The following is a 17,381-nucleotide window of genomic DNA, read 5'->3' as shown; positions in this document are numbered from 1 at the left end:
CTGGGCGAGGAGGAGGACGACCATGTCGCTCAAGGGCAAGACGCTGTTCATTTCGGGCGGATCGCGGGGGATCGGGCTCGCGATCGCGCTGAGGGCGGCGCGCGACGGTGCGAATGTGACGATCGCGGCGAAGACGTCCGAGCCACACCCCAAGCTGCCGGGGACGATCCATACGGCGGCGGCGGAAATCGAGGCCGCAGGCGGCAAGGCGCTGGCGGTTCTGTGCGACATCCGTAGCGAGGAGCAGGTCGCGGATGCAGTGGCCAAGACGGTCGCGCGCTTCGGCGGGATCGACATCTGCATCAACAATGCGAGCGCGATCAACCTGACCGGCACGCTGCAGACCGACATGAAGCGCTACGATCTGATGCACCAGATCAACACGCGCGGGACGTTTCTCGTTTCGAAAACATGCATACCCCACCTGAAGTTGGCGAAAAATCCTCACATTCTGAATCTGGCGCCGCCGCTCGACATGAGCCCCAAATGGTTCAAGAACCACGTCGCCTACACGATGGCCAAGTTCGGCATGTCGATGTGCACGCTGGGCATGAGCGCGGAGTTCGCGGATGACGGGATTGCCGTCAACTCGCTCTGGCCGCTGACGGCGATCGACACGGCTGCCGTGCGCAATCTGCTGGGCGGCGACACGATGGCCAAGATGAGCCGCGCGCCGGAGATCATGGCGGATGCCGCGCATGCGATCCTCAACCGGCCGTCGCGCGAGACCACCGGCAACTTCTTCATCGACGAACAGGTGTTGCGCGACGAAGGCGTGACGGATTTTTCCGTCTATGCGGATGGCGCGACGGGACCGCTGGCGGGCGATTTCTTCGTGCCGGATGCGGTCTTCGAGAGCGTGCCGACCAAAGTCGCCCGGCCGTTCGGCTGAAGCGATTTCAGACACTGGGACAAAAAAAGCCCGGCCGTGGGGCGGCCGGACTCTCTCGCCAAGTTCCCGATATCGGGAACGGGGCAGGGAACTACTGGTTGCTCGCCATCGGCGCGACCAGAGGCGTGATGCGGCGCATCGCGACGCGTCGGTTTTCACGCTCCGGCTCTTCCGTGTTGATCTTGAGGTATTCCTCGCCATAGCCCTGCGTAACCAGATTCTCCGGCGGAATGCCGAACACGTTGGTCAGGGCGGTCGCGACCGCTTCGGCACGCTGGTCCGACAGGGCCAAATTGGCCACGTTGGACCCGACCGCATCGGTATGGCCCTCGATGAGGAACGTTTCCGCCGGGTTTTTCTCCAGCAGGCGCTCCATCGCGGTGGCCACGCCCTCAAGACGTGAGACCTCGCTTTCGGCGATCGTTGCCGCACCAAACTCGAAGGTGATCGTATCGAGATCGATGCGACGGACGCTGTCGCGGACACGGGCCGAGTACTTCACCTCGTCGACCGTGTAGAGGCGACGGACACGCTCCACAGGCGGCTGTTCGAAGAAGTCGTAATACACATCCGGGTCGTCCACTGTTTCGGCATCGAGGATGTACTCGTTGACCGGAATGGTCAGGCGCAGCGGCGGAAGGTCGAGCGCGGGATCGCGCCATTCGCGCGGTCCGTCGCGATCGTCGTCACGGTCGCCTGCATAGACCAGCACGTATTCGCGACCATCCGGCGTGATACGCGAACGACGGATGATGTCGCCGTACCGGTCGCGGATGGTGACGACCTGGACGCCGTTCTCACGGACGATCGTCTCACGCGTCCTGCCGCGTGGCAGTTCGTCGTAGTAGACCTCGCTCGCATCGCGTTCGACACGACCATGATCGTTGCTTTCAACGATCGTCTGGTTGTTGAACTGGATGACGACGCGATCGCCGATCTCGCGCAGCACGTCGGTGCCTTCGCGCCGCTCGCGGCGCCCTTCACGACGCTCGATACGGCGGCCTTCCTCCTGCATCACCGGGATGATTTCGGTCGGCTGGGCAGATTCGCGCGCTTCCACATCGGTGGTGGGCGGCGGACCGGCATCGACCGGTGCTTCCGCGGCACCTGGCTGGGCCTGGCCTTCCTCGCCCTTCTGGCTGTCGAGGATCGGGGTGCCGTCTTCGCTCTCCAGAGGTGCAGTCTCGGCGGGAGCTGCCTGATCCGGTACAGCCGGCGGCTGTTCACCTTCGGCCGCAGGCGGCTGTCCGGGCACGGGTGCCACCTCGCCGGATGCGGGCGGGGTCGCCGGTGCATCGGCCGGCGGCTGGGGAGCCTCACCAGCGGGCGCGTCTTGCGTTGCCGGTGCCTGTTCGGCAGGCGCTTCCTGCGGTGCGGGGGCTTCCTCGGCTGCAGGGGCTTCCTGCGGAGCGGGAGCTTCTTCAGCGGCAGGAGCTTCCTGTGTCGCTGGTGCTTCTTCGGCTGGAGCCTCTTCGGCGGCCGGGGCTTCCTCGGGGGCAGGAGCCTCCTCTACGGGAGGTGCTTCTTCCGCAGCGGGAGCTTCCTCGGCTGCCGGGGCTTCTTGCGGAGCAGGAGCTGGTTCTTCAGCCTGTGGCTCGGGCGTGGGAGCCTCTTCAGCGGCAGGGGCTTCCTCGGGCGGTGCCTCCTGCTGGGCAGGCGCTTCCTCTACCGGTGGCTCTTCAACGGCTGGAGCCTCCTCGGCAGGAGGCGCTTCCTGCGGCGCAGGGGCCTCTTCGGCGGCAGGCGCTTCCTCGGCGGGTGCTTCTTCAGCCCCTCCGCCTTTTTCCTGCTGGCGCTGACGCTTCAATTCCTCTTCCGTCGGCTGCTCGCTCTGAGCGAGAAGAACGGGTCCAGTGTTCAAGGTCGCATCGGGTGCGGCAGCGAAATCGCCAACGCCGATGCCATTCACGCGGACGCCTGACTGCGGAGCAGCCGTTGCGTTGCCCGCCGCCATCACCAGCGCGAGCGCTGTACCCGCAATAATGCGTGCACGGTTCTTCATAGGTATCGTCTCCTGTCCGGGTCGTCCCAACAGCACGGCAACACCAATCCCGGCAGTTGGTTCCACTTTCATATCGTGATGGGCGAAATGCGGGCTTTCCTGCGGCAAAACCGTGTCGGGCACATGCCGGCTTGACCAGCGCCGCCGGAGCGCTCAAACCGGCATCCATGACGCTGCCCTACTGGAAACAAAAGACCCTCGAGACGATGTCGCCCACCGAGTGGGAGGCGCTGTGCGACGGCTGCGGAAAGTGCTGCCTGTCCAAGCTCGAGGATGAGGATACCGGCGATATCCACTTCACCAGCGTGGGATGCAGGCTGTTCGACGCGGGCGCTTGCCGCTGCCGCGACTACGAGAACCGCCAGGCCGAAGTGGCGGACTGCGTCCAGCTCACACCGCAGAACGTCCGCACGATAAGCTGGCTGCCGAGCACCTGCGCGTACAGGCTCGTCGCGGAAGGCCGCGACCTCTACTGGTGGCACCATCTGGTGTCAGGCAGCCGCGACACCGTCCACGCGGCGGGCGTTTCGATGCGTGGCCGGGTGACGGCGGCCGAAGATGAGTTGGACGATGTCGAGGATTATTTCGACCACATGCTCGACGGCGAACCGTAGGCTGTGGCGTACTGACATGACGATCTCCAGGATGAGGATGGCCAGACCCCATGAGTGAAGCCGAAACCGTCGCGTTGATCGAACGCTATATCGCCGCCTTCAACGCGAGCGACAGCGAGGGCATGCTCGCCTGCCTGTCCGACGATGTCGCCCACGACATCAACCAGGGCGGGCGGGAGATCGGCAAGGATGCGTTCCGCTGGTTCCTCGGCATGATGGACCGCCATTACAAGGAAGAACTGTCGGACGTGGTGGTGATGGCGGGGCAGGGCGGAAGCCGGGGCGCTGCCGAATTCACCGTGCGCGGCACGTATCTCTCGACGGCGGAGGGGCTTCCCGAGGCGAACGGCCAGACCTATTCGCTTGCCGCCGGCATCTTCTTCGAAGTCGATGACGGGCTGATCTCGCGGGTGACGACCTACTACAACCTCACCGACTGGATCGCACAGGTCTCGAAGGGCTGATCGTTCCGGCTGCGGTATCTCGGCTGAACCACGAAGCTGAACTGTAAATGAACGGGCAGTTCGCTACGCGTTCAGGTTGGGTCTGGCATCTTCGCGACATCGAAACGCGACAGAAACCGGAGAGACCGCCATGTTCGCCAAATTCAAGACCGCCGCCCTTTCGGCCCTCATCGCAGTCGGTACGCTCGCCGCCATTCCCGCGCAGGCGCAGAGCAACAGCGTCTATCTCGGCTTCGGCTCCGGCCATGCAGGCCCGAGCATCGGCTTCCACTTCAACGATCGCGGCGTTCATACCGTTCGCGACAGGCACCGCCCGTCGTACCGCGCGGGACGCTGCGGGGCGCGCCAGGCCGTCAGCAAGGCATCGCGCATGGGTCTTCGCCATGCCCGTATCATCCATGAAAATCGCCGCGTGGTGCGGGTCGAGGGCCGCACGCATGGGCGCCAATTCGCCCGCGTCACCTTCGCCAATGAGCGGGGTTGCCCGGTCATCCGCTGACGCGCCCAAGACTGTACTGAAACGAAAAACGCCGGCGGGATTTCCGCCGGCGTTCTTCGTTCATGCGCAGCGACTTTGCGCCTACTGCTTGAGCTCGAAGGTCACGTTGACCTGTACGCGGTAGGTGTTCTCGCCCGCTTCCACCGGCACGGCGTCGGCCTGCGCTTCCATGCGGAACGCCTTGGTGGCCATCGGCATCGGCGGCGGGGTCATGGCCTGTTCCGACAGTTCGATGATCGAACCGAGCTCCACGCCGGCAGCTTCCGCCAGCGTGCGGGCGCGCGACGTGGCGTCCTGGACCGCGCGCTTGCGGGCTTCGGTCATCGCCGCGCTCGGGTCGTCGTTGACGAAGGAAATGCTGCCGCCCTGGTTGACGCCCAGCGTGACCGACTCGTCGATGACCTCACCGACCTTGGAAATGTCGCGCACGCGGATCGTCAGCGTGTTCGAGACTTCGTAGCCGACGATGCGCGGCTTCTGCTCGCCCTCGCCATTTTGCGGATAGACGTAGCGTGGGTTGATCTGGAGGCCGGCGGTCTGCAGATCCCGCGCCTCGATGCCGGCTTCCTTCATCGCGGCGATCACCGCGGTCATCGCCTCGTTGGCCTGGTCGAGCGCGGCGCGGGCGGTCTCCGCGTCACGCATCACGGCAAGCGTCACGATCGCCATGTCGGGCGCGATGGCGGTCTCGCCTTCGCCGACCACGACGACGCGCGGGGGCTGCTTCTGGTCCTGCGCGAATGCAGGCACTGCAGCGGTGTAGGTCAAAGCGAGCGCGGCAGCGATGAGCAGCGGCACGTGGCGTCGTTTCATGTCAATCTCCGGTAGAAAAGGTCCCTCATCCGAATCGAGATAGGCGGGGATTATGGGTGGATTGCGGCGACAGGCTTGTGCGCAAAACAAAAAGCCACTAGGTCAGCCTGAGTGGGGCCTGTAGCTCAATGGTTAGAGCCGGCGGCTCATAACCGCTTGGTTGGGGGTTCGAGTCCTCCCGGGCCCACCATTTTTCCATAAATATTTGATTTTATAGGAAATTTTCAGAGCCTGATCGAGGCGGCGCAGTCTGATTGCGCAGCGGTGCCCACAGGCCCTTTTCAAGACCTGCCGTACACATCCGTTTTCGTTGATCTCCCCCGACACCGTCCGAAGGCCCTCCGCGGCCCGAATCGGACCGCAGAGAACCTCGTACCGCCCTGCGGGCATCAGAGGATAAAATCGGTTCCCGTCATGAAATTGGTTCCGCTGACGGCGATCTGGAAGTCGGCGACCTTATCTCCGTTCACATCCGCATCGATAATGCAGGTGCTGCCGTAGGCCGCGTAGCGCAACTGGCCCGCGACGCCCGAAAAGCCACCCGTGCCGATGAAGGAAAATGCCTGGTTGCCGGCCGCGCCTGCGTTGGCGTCCAGCGCGGCGAGGTTAATCTTGTCCTGGCCGTGCACGAACGCATTGATCGAATCGCGGTTCGTCGCGCCGACGCCGCTGTCCGACAGCGCGAGGTAGAGGAAGGTGTCGTTGTTCGCGCCGCCATTCATCGTATCGCCGCCCGCGCCACCGACGAGCGTATCGTTACCGTTGCCGCCGTTCAGCGTGTCGCGGCCCGCACCGGTAATGATGTAGTCCTGACCGTCGCCGCCATTCATGACATTGGCGAGGGAGTTGCCCACAAGTGTGTTGTTCAGCGCGTTGCCGGTTCCGTTGGCCGCGGAACCCAGCAGTTCCAGGCGTTCGACGTTCGCGCCGAGGGTCCAGTTGATGTAGCTGCGAACGGTATCGGTGCCCTCGTTCAAGAGTTCGATCGTCTGGTCGCCGGCCGCGGCGACGACATAGATGTCACTGCCGGTGCCGCCGGTCATCGAGTCCGCGCCGGCGCCGCCGTCGAGCAGGTCGTCGCCATCCATCCCGAAGAGAGCGTCGTTGCCGCCATTGCCGAAGATGCTGTTGTTGAGGGCGTTGCCGCGAAGGGTCTCCAGATTGCCTCCGAAGTCGTTTGCGCCCCTGATGTTTTCGAAACCGATGATCGATTCGCTGCCGCCGGAATAGCTCCAGTTCTGAGCGGTGAGGTCGATCGTGACGGCCGTGCCCCAGGAGAATGCGCTTGCGTCGAAGGTGTCGATGCCGCCGCCGCCGTCATAGCTGTCGCCGCCGGCAAACGAGTCGCCCATGATCAGGGTGTCGTTGCCGTTGCCCAACTGGACAAGATCCACGCCATCGCCATCGTTGACGACTTCGTTGCCACTGCCGGCAACGATCGTATCGTTGCCCGATCCGCCATCGAAGCTGAACGCCGTGACGTCGCTGAACTGAACCGTCGCGCCGTTCAGGCGGTAGAAGCCGGTCGTGGCTCCGGTCCATACGAGTGAGAAGCTGTCTGCGCCGCCGGTTCCCGAAACCGCCGCGGCAGTTCCCGCGATCGTGATCGTGATGCCCCAGGAGGTGATGCTGCCATCGTCTCCCGCCAGATCGTCGGCGACGTAGAGGGTCCAGTTGCCCGATGCGGACGATCCGCCGAACGCGGACGCGAACGTTCCCCCTCCGACTGGCCCGGGTGAGACGATGCCACCCGTCGCAGAGCCGAATGAGGCATCGGTTTCCGGAGCGCTGGCGTTGAAGTTCGTGGGCTTGTAGGCGCCGGAGCCGATGGCTGTGCCGTCAGGCATGCGCTCGGCGACGGCATCGGTGATCGTCAGGACGTCACCCACGAAATCCGTACTGCCCCCGACATCCGACATGAACATGAGATTGTTCGTGCCGTTCGGCCCGACCAGCAGCATGTCCAGATCGTCGCCAAAGGTGTGGCTCAGTCCGTTCAGCGATACGCTGACATCCGTGACCGTTCCGGTGACGCTCGAGGTTATCGTCTGGGACACGGCAGGCCCTGTCGTGATCGCCATGCCGCTCGTGTTCAGAAAGCTAAACTTTGCCATAGGAATCTCTCCAGGTTCCGGATTGCGGAAGGTCATGACCGAAAGCGCGAAGGCCATCGTTGATCACGTCCCGCTTCGATCCGGCTTCGCTCTCGACGATCGCATCACGCCACGCTTCGGGTGATGGTCTACGAGGGGGCAGGAACCTGCGACATGTGAAATGGTAGGCCTGCACCAAACGTTAGAAGAGGATCGCGGCTTGCGCGTCATTCAAATGAATGATGCGAGCGGGAAACCCGGGGCCTCTCGGCAGCGTCCGGCTATGGCTACTGTGTGGGCTGTCTCAAGCGCAGCCCGTCGACGAAGACATCGACGAGCCGGATGACGGTGTCCTGCCAGCCGGGCTGGTCGCGGGTGTAGCACATGCCGATCAGGGCACGCATGACGTCCTCGGGCGCGATGTCGTCGCGGATTTCTCCCTCCGTGATCGCGGCTGCCATCAGAGTGCCGACCGAATTCGCAAGGCGAGCCGATGAATCGGCATAGAGCTGTGTCGAACTGTTGGCCGCCGGCGCGAGTGCCGCGAGCATGCCCTTCTTGGTGGCCACCATTCCGATGTTCGCGTGGAGCCAGCGGCGCAGCGCTTCAAGCGGTGGGGCTTCCGCCGCGAGCGTCGTGCCGAGCTCGACGAGCTGGTCGATCTCGCGACGGTAGACGGCTTGGAACAGCGCTTCGCGGGTCGGGAAGTGGCGATAGAGCGTACCGATGCCGACGCCTGCAGACCTGGCCACGGCTTCGAGGCTCGCGTCGGGGCCGCCGGCTGAGAAGACATCCCGCGCGGCGACGAGCAGAAGCTCGCGGTTTCGCAGGGAGTCCGCGCGGGGTTTACGGCTTGTCTTTTCGCGCTCCAGTCCCATCTGATCTGTAATCCCCAATTTTCGCTTGCAAAACGGAGGCATCCTCCGTATAACATGTTTCGTGAGCGCGGTGCTGCATTTTCTTGTGCCCGCCTTACGAGAGACCCTCAAGCGGCCGTCGCACCGTCGACCCCCGCTACGCCCACATACACCCAGATATCACCGAACGGAGCAAACATGACTCTGTCAATCAGCCTAACTGTCAATGGCGTCGCGAGAGACGTCACGCTCGAGGATCCGCGTGTCACGCTGCTCGACCTGCTGCGCGAGCGCCTCGATCTCACCGGAACGAAGAAGGGCTGCGATCGCGGCCAGTGCGGCGCCTGCACGGTGCTGGTGGATGGCCGGCGGGTCAATTCCTGCCTCGCACTGGCGGTGAGCCATGACGGCGCCGAGGTCCTGACAATCGAAGGTCTGGCGGAGAACGGTCAGCTCGATCCGGTCCAGGCAGCCTTCATTGCCCATGACGGGTTTCAATGCGGGTTCTGCACGCCCGGCCAGATCATGAGCGCATACGCGCTGATCCGCGAGGGTGAAGCCGGCGACGATCCCGAGCGCATCCGGGAAGGCATGAGCGGCAATCTGTGCCGATGCGGCGCGCATGCCGGCATCATAGAGGCCGTGCTCGACGCGCAGAAGCGCATCGAAGACCGCGCGGGCGATGAAAGGAAGGTCGCATGAACCTGTTCGATTATGTTCGTCCCGCTTCGATCGCCGAAGCGGTCGCTGCCGCGTCCGAACCCGGCGCTGCCTATCTGGCGGCCGGAACCAATCTGCTCGACCTGATGAAGGGCGGGGCGATGCGCCCGAGCCGCCTCGTCGATATCACGCGATTGCCCGGCCTGGCCAAGGTCGAGACGCTGCCGGATGGCGGCGTGAGCATCGGTGCGATGGTGCGCAATGCCGATCTCGCCCGCGACGTGGACTTCGCGACGGCTTATCCCGCCGTCGCAGAAGCGCTGCTGTCGGGTGCCTCGCCGCAATTGCGCAATGCCGCGACGGTGGGCGGAAACCTGATGCAGCGCACGCGCTGCGCCTATTTCTACGACGCGGCGAGCGCGTGCAACCGGCGTGATCCGGGCGCAGGCTGCGATGCGCTGGGCGGCGAGAACCGGAGCCACGCCGTGCTCGGCTGGTCGGATGCCTGCATCGCAACGCACCCGTCCGATTTCTGCGTTCCGCTCGTTGCGCTGGACGCGGTGGTCGAGATCGAAGGCGTGAACGGGTCGCGCGAAATGCCTCTGGAAGAGTTCCTTCTCTTACCCGGTACGACGCCCGAACGCGAACATGCGCTGGAGACGGGCGAGATGATCATTGCCCTGCGCCTGCCGCGTGATGCTGCGACATTCCGGTCCCATGCGCGATACCTGAAGCTTCGGGAGCGCACGTCGTTCGCCTTCGCCCTCGTTTCGGCGGCGGCCGCTTTGCGGATCGAAGACGGAACGATCGTGGCGGCCCGGCTTTCGCTGGGTGGCGTGGCGGCGAGGCCGTGGCGTGCCCGTGCCGCCGAGGCCGCTCTGGAGGGATCGGCGCCGACCACCGAGGCCTTCGCCCGCGCCGCCGATCTGGCGCTGGCCGACGCACGCCCGTCCGGCGACAACGCCTTCAAGATCGAACTCGCAAAGCGGGTCGTGACGCGCGCCTTCCTGCTGGCGTCGACCGGGACACCGGACCGCATGCCCGCGCTGCCCGCATCCGCCTTCAGCTCTGACACCGGAGTTACCCACCATGCCTGACACCAACTCTTCACCCACGCCACATGTTCGCCTGGGCTCTTCCAGCGGCCAGCCGCTGACGCGGCGCGACGGCATCCTGAAGGTTACCGGTGCTGCGACCTTTTCTGCCGACAACCATCCCGAGGGTATGCTGCATGCCGTCGTGGCGGTCAGCACGATCGCGCGCGGCAGGGTTGCCTCGCTCGACGTTGCCGCCGCCAGGGCGCATCCCGGTGTCGTCGAGGTGATCACGCCTGCGAACCGGCCGCCGCTGGCGCTTGATCCCGACGAGAAGCACGGCATGTTCAGCTTCCGCATAGAGGCGCTGCAGAACGACCGGGTCCGCTATGCCAAGCAGCCGATCGCGCTGGTCGTGGCCGAAACGCTCGAAGCTGCGACCGAGGGCGCGCGTCTGCTCGCACCGACCTATGAGGCGGAACCGGCGCGCATCGGGCTCGATGGCGGCGTTGCCTATGAGCCGGCGACGGTCGGGGTCGGCGCCAATCCCGACTTCGACACAGGCGATATCGCGGCCGGGATCGCTGCCGCCACGCACCTGATCGACACGGATTACGAGACGCCGGCGCAGTACCACAATGCGATGGAGCCGCATGCGATGGTGGCCGAATGGGACGGCGACCGGCTGAGCATCGACACGCCGAACCAGGCCATCGTCATGGCGCGGGCGGGATTTGCAGGCTTCTTCGGCATCCCGCCCGAGAACGTGCATCTGCGCAGCCCCTTCCTTGGCGGCGGTTTCGGCTCGAAGGCGATCATCGCCGGGCCGCAGATCCTGTGCATCCTGGCGGCGAAGATGGTCGGGCGGCCGGTCAAGCTCGTGCTGCCGCGCGACCAGATGTTCGGACCCGTCGGGCATCGCGGTGCGACGAGGCAGCATCTGCGTCTCGGTCTCGACGGCGAAGGCCATTTGACCGCGCTGGAGCACCATTCGGACGCGACGACCAGCAGCTTCGACGAGTTCATCGAACCGGCGGCCAACGCCTCGCACAACCTCTATGCCAGCCCCGCGATCTCGACGCGGCATGGCGGCGTGCGGGTCGATACGGGAACGCCCGGACCGATGCGCGCGCCAGGAGAGGCGACTGGCTCGGCGGCACTGGAATGCGCGCTGGACGAAGCGGCACTCGCCTGCGGCCTCGATCCGCTGGAACTGCGCCTGCGCAACTACGCGGAGACGGACCCCGCAACAGGCAAGCCGTTTTCCGCCAAGGCCCTGCGGGAGTGCTACGAACAGGGCGCGGCGCGCTTCGGCTGGGAGGGCCGTCCGCTGGCCGCCCGCCAGATGCGCGATGATGCCGGCAATCTCGTCGGGTGGGGCATGGGCAGCGCGCTGTTCCCCGCGCCGATGTTCCAGGCGCAGGCCCGGGCGACGCTCCGCAGCGACGGCACGGCACTGGTCGAGACCGCCGGCGCCGACATGGGGCAGGGGGCGTGGACAGCACTCGCCCAGATCGCCGCAGACGGGCTGGGGCTCGACATCGACAAGGTCGAGTTCCGCTCGGGCACGTCCGATCTACCGGATGGCGGTGTCGCCGGCGGCTCGGGGCACACGGCCACTGCCGGCAACGCGCTCCACAATGCTGGAACCGACGCCATCGCCAAGCTGGCCGAGATCGCGACGAACGACCCGGAGTCTCCGTTGTTCGGCGCAGGCAATGCCGGCGTGGAGGCGCGCGATGGTCGGCTCTATCATCGTGGCGATGGCGGCCGCAGCGAGAGCTATGCCGACATTCTTGCGCGCGCCGGCGTTGCGACGCTGGAGGGCACCGGAAAGGGCGGCCGCGATCCGGCCAATGCGGAGGCGCGGGCCATGTTCTCGCATGGCGCGGTCTTTGCGGAAGTGAAGGTCGATCCCGACCTCGGGCAGGTGCGCGTGAGCAGGCTGGTCGGTGCGTTCGCGGCCGGACGGATCATCAATCCGCGGCTGGCGCGCAGCCAGCTCTATGGCGGCATGATCTGGGGCCTTTCGTTTGCGCTGCACGAGGAGGCGATCCACGACCGCCGCACGGGCCGGCCGATGAATGCCGACTTTGCCGGCTATCACATCCCCGTCCATGCCGACATTCCGCACATGGATGCGTTGCTGATCGACGAAGACGATCCTTACGTGAACGGGCTCGGCATCAAGGGTGTGGGCGAAATCAGCATCACCGGAACGGTGGGCGCGATCGCGAATGCGATCTGGCACGCGACCGGGGTGCGGGTGCGCCGCTTTCCGATCCGGATCGAGGATCTCGTGCAGTAGGCCTTCCCTTGGCTGAAGAAAAAGACCGGCGGCGCGAGTGATCGCGCTGCCGGTCTTGCATCGATCTCACGACTGGAGGCGCTACTCCGCCACCACGGTGAAGTGGACCTCGCCCTCGTAATTGTCGTCCCAATCCCCCGACCAGTCCCGCAAGCCGAAGACGGCCTCGACATTGACGCGTTGCGGCGCGAGCGGGTCGATCGTCGCTTCGAGGCGCACTTCGAGATTGCCAAGATGGTGGTCGTCCCGGGGTGAGAAGCCGACGTCGAAGCCGCGCAGCATGGCTGCCGCCTGCGTCACCGGCGCAGAGAAGATCACCTCGCCGGTGTCGCTGCGCGGGCCGGAATTGCGGTGTCGGTTGAACGAAATCGTACCGTTGCGAACTTCCATGACTTAGTCCTCCGACTGTTTCGTCTCGCGACGCGTCTTCCGATCCCCGACAGGAATGTGGAAGCGGCCGTCTGCGGTGCGCTCCACCAGGAAGGTGTTCGCCCCGCCGCCGGACCCATCATCCATCGCCCTGACCGTCAATTGGTGCTGCCCGACACGCAGGCTTTCGAGATCGAAACTGCGGCCGCGGCCCAGTTCGGCGCCCCTCGCGTCATACCAGCGCAGCTTCGAGCCGGATATGGCGGCGCCGGCCCGGTTGGTGATCGAGGCCTTGACGATCCGGGGAGCGTCGCGAACGCCTGCGGTCAATGCGCCGATGTCGATCAGGTCGATCTCCAGTCCGGTCTGTGGGCGCGTGCCTGGTTGCAGGATTTCACCTTCCCAACCGCCTTCGCCCGTGGCGATGCCCGCGCTTGCGAGCACGCGGATCGTTGACGAACGCTCGCCGGAAAAGATGCGCTTGGGCACCGTGAGTTCGGTCTTCTGCGTGCGGGGCGCTAGGCCACGCCAGGTTCCGAAACGATCGCGCCACTGGACCAGATACCAGACGGCATCCGAGCCACGGCCCTTGGTCTCGTCGACGTCCCAACTGACGACGATGTTCTTGCGCTCGCGGTCGTCGGCGCCAGCGACCTCGATGCTCACTTTTGGCGGCGAGGATATCGGCCATCGTGCGACTTCCTTCTCGCATTCATAGAGGACGAGAACGGCGGCGCGATCATCGAAGGCCACGGCCTGCCTGATCTTGAGCGGCCAAGTGCTGCCGTGGCAACCGCAGCCGCATCCCGCTTCGTCGGTGTACAGGCACGCGCTGCGCAGGATGGTTCCCTTCTCATCATGGAGTTCGAGCAGGAATTCGGTCTTTTCGGTTCCTCGCCAGCGTGGCCGTGCCGGAAAGTGAAAGCACGGATGCAACGTCACGCTGCGGTCACGCTGGATGTCCATGCGCAGGAAGAGCTGCGGCTGCTTGATCGGTATCCACGAACCCCGATCGTCCTTGATGCGCGACGCACGCAAGGCGCTGGCTCCCAGTTCCGACGCCGACACCGATGCGATGTCCGCGCCGGCGATGGCGAAGGATTCCGGGATACGGCTCATCAGTGCCTTGTAGGTGTAGGGGCTTATCCATCGGTCGCCCGAATAGCCCATCATGTCGTGCGCCATCGCCGGGTCCTTGATCCGGCCCGTAGCGGCGCGCGTGTCGAAGCCGAATTCGCCGATGCTGTCGGAATCGAACCCGCTGTAATCGGGATAATCGTCGTCGGTGTTCTTGGGTTCGGCGCAGCGCGTGACGTTGTCGCACGGCGCGTGCTTGCGGCCGAGTGCGTGCCCAACCTCGTGCGCGGCGGTTCCCTGCGCGCCGATCTGGCCGACGGCCACGCCACCTCCGCCGCAGCCGCCGACCGAGCCCGTGTCGAGCCCGCTGTTGTAGAGGCCGTAGACGATGTCGTCGGAATCGCCTGCAAGATCGCTGACGGCATCCTTCAGATCGCCGATCTTGTCGCATCCGTCATTGATGTCGGACTTCACCGCCTTGTCATAGGTCATGGTGACGAAGTTCGGGATGGCGACCGACGGGATCGGATAGAGGGCTTCCGTCATGCCGAAGAGGCTGACGAAATCCGCCATCGTCGGTGCGGAGAGGAAGTTGGCATCGGCGACGTCGGGCCCGGTGTATTCGATGCCCACCGCGAAAATCGGCAGTGCGGGCTGCGCCTCGAAGGTGAGCGTGCGCGAGAAGTCCGTCGAAAACTGCGTGTCGTCGAAAGCGTTGAACACGCGTGCGGTCATGGTGACCGTGCCGACGCACAGGTTTTCCGGAATCAGGAAGTTGAGCGTGTGCTCGCGCTGGCTGCGCTGGATGCTGATGTCGCGGCGCGGGGCGATCCGTTCGAGCGGAGGAAGGGCCATCGTCCCCGCGCTGGACACGACCTGCAGTTCGCCCGAAAGCGTGCCGATGGGCGCCAGACCGCTCGACGCGTCGTAATCGACATAAAGCCGAATCGCGGTCGGCTTGGATGCGACCAGCCGGATCGAGTTGTCGGGGAACACGTTGGCCGTGTGGAGATGCTTCGAACTGCGGAAGTGCTGGATCACCTGGGTGATCTCGGCATCGGCGACGATGAGATCGCCCCTGGCATTGCCGGGAGCGGGCGGAGCGACAGGCGCCAACTGCGCGAAGACGGCAAAGTCGATGACCCCGCTATAGGGATCGTCCCATTCGCCCGACCAGTCGCGCAGGCCGAACGAGCCTGAGACATCCACCTTGGTGTTGTCGCCGCCGTTCACGCCGGCGTTCAATTCGACGATGAGGCGGCCGAGGTGGTGGTCGGAGCGATTTTCGAACGCTGCCGAATAGCCCATGATGCCGACAGCCGCGCCGACGACGCGTCGCGGGAACGAAAGCTGTGTGGATGCCGATTGCGGTCCCTTGCCGTCGGTTTCGGGAAAATTGAACGAGCTTTGCCGAATGTCCATCTGCGTCTCCCGATAACAGGAGCCGTCCCGCTGGCGGATTTTATCACGCCCGGACAGGGGTTAGATACTACTGCATTAGTGGTAGCTGCATCAAGAAATCTGCGGGTGAAGCCGGCGCGCGCGCGCGTGGTTGCGAACAAAGCATAAACGATGCTTCATGGCCGGATGATCCTCGCCATCCGTGATTCGATCGCTCCCGCCGAGCCAAAAGACTATCTCGCCCGTCTCAATCCCGAGCAGCGGGCGGCTGTCGAGCATGGCGGGGGCGGGGTCGCGGGGCCGCTCCTGATCATCGCGGGTGCTGGCTCGGGCAAGACGAACACGCTGGCGCACCGGGTGGCGCATCTGATCGTCAAGGGCGCCGACCCGCGCCGCATCCTGCTCATGACGTTCTCGCGCCGCGCGGCGTCCGAGATGACGCGGCGGGTCGAGCGCATCGCGGCGGAGGTGATGGGCGACAAGGCGGCAATCCTGACCGAGGGGCTGAAATGGGCCGGCACGTTCCACTCGGTCGGGGCGCGGCTCCTGCGCGACTATGCGCTGGAGATCGGGCTCGATGCGGCGTTCACGATCCACGACCGGGAGGATTCGGCCGACCTGATGAACCTCGTGCGTCACGAACTCGGCCTGTCCAAGACGGAGAGCCGGTTTCCCGCGAAAGGCACCTGCCTCGCGATCTATTCGCGTGCGGTGAACGCGCAGTCCGAGTTGGAGCCGGTGCTGGCCAAGAGCTTTCCCTGGTGCATCGGCTGGGCGGATGAGCTGAAGCAGCTTTTCGCGGCTTATGTCGAAGCGAAGCAGGCCCAGAACGTCCTCGACTATGACGACCTGCTTTTGTGGTGGGCGCAGATGTGCGGCGAGCCGGCCATCGCCGAGCATCTGGGCGCGCGCTTCGACCATATCCTCGTGGACGAATACCAGGACACGAACCGGCTGCAGGCGTCGATCCTCACCGCGTTGAAGCCGGACGGAAGCGGGCTGACCGTGGTCGGCGACGACGCGCAGTCGATCTACTCGTTCCGTGCCGCGGAGGTGCGCAACATCCTCGATTTCCCGACGCTGTTTCCCAAGGCTGCCGATGTCGTGACGCTCGATCGCAACTACCGATCGACGCAGACGGTTCTGGCGGCTGCCAATGCCGTGATCGGCGAGGCGTCGGAGCGCTTCACCAAGAACCTATGGACCGAGCGGCGCTCGTCCGAGAAGCCGCAACTGGTGACGGTGCGCGACGAAGCCGAACAGGCGAACTACGTCTGCGAGAAGGTGCTGGAGGAACGCGAGGAGGGGACGGCGCTCAAGGCGCAGGCGGTGCTTTTCCGCGCGTCGCATCATTCCGGGCCGCTGGAGATCGAACTGACGCGGCGCAACATTCCCTTCGTGAAGTTCGGCGGGCTGAAATTCCTCGATGCGGCACACGTCAAGGATATGCTCTCCGTGCTGCGCTTTGCCGAGAATCCGCGCGATCGGGTCGCAGGCTTCCGGGTTCTGCAACTGATGCAAGGCATCGGGCCGTCGTCGGCGGCAGCGGCCATGGAAGCCATGGAGCGCGCGCTCGACGCGGCCATGGGCCTGCGGTTCTTTCGCGCGCCGGCGCGTGCCGAGGCGGAGTGGCCGGCTTTCGTCGATCTCTTCCAGGCGCTTCGCACGAAATCGTCGTGGCCGGCAGATCTGGAACGGGTGCGTCTCTGGTACGAACCGCATCTGGAGCGGATTCACGAAGACGCCGCAGCACGGCGGGCGGATCTGATCCAGCTCGAACAGATCGCATCGGGCTATCCGTCGCGCGAGCGGTTCCTGACCGACCTGACGCTCGATCCGCCGGATGCCACCAGTGACGAGCCCGGCCCGCCGCATCTGGACGAGGACTATCTGATCCTGTCGACGATCCATTCTGCCAAGGGGCAGGAGTGGACCAAGGTCTTCGTCCTGAACGCGGTCGACGGGTGCATGCCGATCGATCTCGCGGTCGGCGAGCGCGAGGAGATCGAGGAGGAGCGGCGGCTGCTCTATGTCGCGATGACGCGGGCGAAGGATTCGCTGCACCTGATCACGCCGCAGCGCTTCTTCGTGCACGGGCAGGCGGCGCGGGGCGACCGCCACGTCTATGCGTCGCGCACGCGCTTTATCACCGATCAGATGCTCGACGCGTTCAGCCGCGTGTCGTGGCCGCCGCCATCCGCCGCCCAAGGCAGGTCGCCTCAGCCGAATGTTCGTATCGACATGAAGAGCCGGATGCGGGGGATGTGGCGCTAGGGACCAATCGCGCGTCTTGCGCCG

14 protein-coding genes and 1 tRNA gene are annotated in these 17,381 nt (G+C 65.1%); 9 read left to right on the top strand and 6 right to left on the bottom strand.

What is annotated here, in order from left to right:
• Nucleotides 1–22: 22 nt before the first annotated feature.
• On the top strand, nt 23–892 hold the full coding sequence (locus AAFN55_RS17265) for an NAD(P)-dependent oxidoreductase (RefSeq protein WP_347800060.1): 870 nt from the start codon (nt 23–25) through the stop codon (nt 890–892).
• Between the two features lie 91 nt (nt 893–983).
• Here the strand turns inward: AAFN55_RS17265 and AAFN55_RS17260 are convergent, their stop codons facing one another.
• On the bottom strand, nt 984–2,894 hold the full coding sequence (locus AAFN55_RS17260) for an OmpA family protein (RefSeq protein WP_347800059.1): 1,911 nt from the start codon (nt 2,892–2,894) through the stop codon (nt 984–986).
• A 167-nt stretch (nt 2,895–3,061) separates the two neighbouring features.
• On the opposite strand from AAFN55_RS17260, the gene AAFN55_RS17255 reads away from it, so the two are divergent.
• The 3 genes from AAFN55_RS17255 (at nt 3,062) to AAFN55_RS17245 (ending at nt 4,471) form a co-directional block, all read left to right on the top strand.
• Entirely contained in the window at nt 3,062–3,508 is a 447-nt protein-coding gene (locus tag AAFN55_RS17255) for a YcgN family cysteine cluster protein (protein WP_347800292.1), read from the top strand.
• Nucleotides 3,509–3,558: 50 nt separating this feature from the next.
• A complete protein-coding gene (locus AAFN55_RS17250; RefSeq protein ID WP_347800058.1) occupies nt 3,559–3,972 on the top strand; it encodes a ketosteroid isomerase-related protein in 414 nt (137 codons plus the stop codon).
• 130 nt (nt 3,973–4,102) lie between these two features.
• A complete protein-coding gene (locus tag AAFN55_RS17245) occupies nt 4,103–4,471 on the top strand; it encodes a hypothetical protein (RefSeq protein WP_347800057.1) in 369 nt (122 codons plus the stop codon).
• 81 nt (nt 4,472–4,552) lie between these two features.
• Here AAFN55_RS17245 and AAFN55_RS17240 read toward each other — a convergent pair whose 3' ends face one another.
• The gene (locus AAFN55_RS17240; protein WP_347800056.1) at nt 4,553–5,284 is read right to left on the bottom strand and encodes an SIMPL domain-containing protein; all 732 of its coding nucleotides are present in this window, start codon (nt 5,282–5,284) and stop codon (nt 4,553–4,555) included.
• A 114-nt stretch (nt 5,285–5,398) separates the two neighbouring features.
• Between AAFN55_RS17240 and AAFN55_RS17235 the strand changes: the two genes are divergently transcribed.
• Nucleotides 5,399–5,474 (top strand) — tRNA-Ile (locus AAFN55_RS17235).
• A 199-nt stretch (nt 5,475–5,673) separates the two neighbouring features.
• Here AAFN55_RS17235 and AAFN55_RS17230 read toward each other — a convergent pair.
• Together AAFN55_RS17230 and AAFN55_RS17225 are read right to left on the bottom strand one after the other, a co-directional pair.
• Complete coding sequence (locus AAFN55_RS17230; protein WP_347800055.1) at nt 5,674–7,398, bottom strand: calcium-binding protein; 1,725 nt, start codon at nt 7,396–7,398, stop codon at nt 5,674–5,676.
• 266 nt (nt 7,399–7,664) lie between these two features.
• The gene (locus tag AAFN55_RS17225; RefSeq protein WP_347800054.1) at nt 7,665–8,255 is read right to left on the bottom strand and encodes a helix-turn-helix domain-containing protein; all 591 of its coding nucleotides are present in this window, start codon (nt 8,253–8,255) and stop codon (nt 7,665–7,667) included.
• Nucleotides 8,256–8,432: 177 nt separating this feature from the next.
• Between AAFN55_RS17225 and AAFN55_RS17220 the strand changes: the two genes are divergently transcribed.
• The 3 genes from AAFN55_RS17220 to AAFN55_RS17210 are packed head-to-tail and all read left to right on the top strand — an operon-like array spanning nt 8,433 to nt 12,236.
• Nucleotides 8,433–8,936 carry a (2Fe-2S)-binding protein gene (locus AAFN55_RS17220; RefSeq protein ID WP_347800053.1) on the top strand — a complete coding sequence of 168 codons (504 nt, stop codon included), beginning with the start codon at nt 8,433–8,435 and terminating at the stop codon, nt 8,934–8,936.
• Nucleotides 8,933–9,991, top strand: a complete 1,059-nt coding sequence (locus tag AAFN55_RS17215) for an FAD binding domain-containing protein (protein ID WP_347800052.1) — start codon at nt 8,933–8,935, stop codon at nt 9,989–9,991. Before AAFN55_RS17220 ends, AAFN55_RS17215 begins: the two co-directional genes overlap by 4 nt.
• Complete coding sequence (locus tag AAFN55_RS17210; RefSeq protein WP_347800051.1) at nt 9,984–12,236, top strand: xanthine dehydrogenase family protein molybdopterin-binding subunit; 2,253 nt, start codon at nt 9,984–9,986, stop codon at nt 12,234–12,236. The genes AAFN55_RS17215 and AAFN55_RS17210 overlap by 8 nt, the downstream gene beginning before the upstream one ends.
• Before the next feature lie 81 nt (nt 12,237–12,317).
• On the opposite strand, the gene AAFN55_RS17205 is transcribed toward AAFN55_RS17210, so the two are convergent.
• Both AAFN55_RS17205 and AAFN55_RS17200 read right to left on the bottom strand, forming a co-directional pair.
• The gene (locus AAFN55_RS17205; protein WP_347800050.1) at nt 12,318–12,626 is read right to left on the bottom strand and encodes a hypothetical protein; all 309 of its coding nucleotides are present in this window, start codon (nt 12,624–12,626) and stop codon (nt 12,318–12,320) included.
• Between the two features lie 3 nt (nt 12,627–12,629).
• The gene (locus tag AAFN55_RS17200; RefSeq protein WP_347800049.1) at nt 12,630–15,104 is read right to left on the bottom strand and encodes a M66 family metalloprotease; all 2,475 of its coding nucleotides are present in this window, start codon (nt 15,102–15,104) and stop codon (nt 12,630–12,632) included.
• 165 nt (nt 15,105–15,269) lie between these two features.
• On the opposite strand from AAFN55_RS17200, the gene AAFN55_RS17195 reads away from it, so the two are divergent.
• The gene (locus AAFN55_RS17195) at nt 15,270–17,357 is read left to right on the top strand and encodes an ATP-dependent helicase (protein ID WP_347800291.1); all 2,088 of its coding nucleotides are present in this window, start codon (nt 15,270–15,272) and stop codon (nt 17,355–17,357) included.
• The last annotated feature ends 24 nt before the right edge of the window (nt 17,358–17,381 follow it).

Origin of the sequence: Mesorhizobium sp. CAU 1732 (assembly GCF_039888675.1) — a bacterium.
Classification (GTDB): Bacteria; Pseudomonadota; Alphaproteobacteria; order Rhizobiales; family Rhizobiaceae; genus Aerobium.
This window is presented reverse-complemented; position numbering and strand designations above follow the sequence as displayed.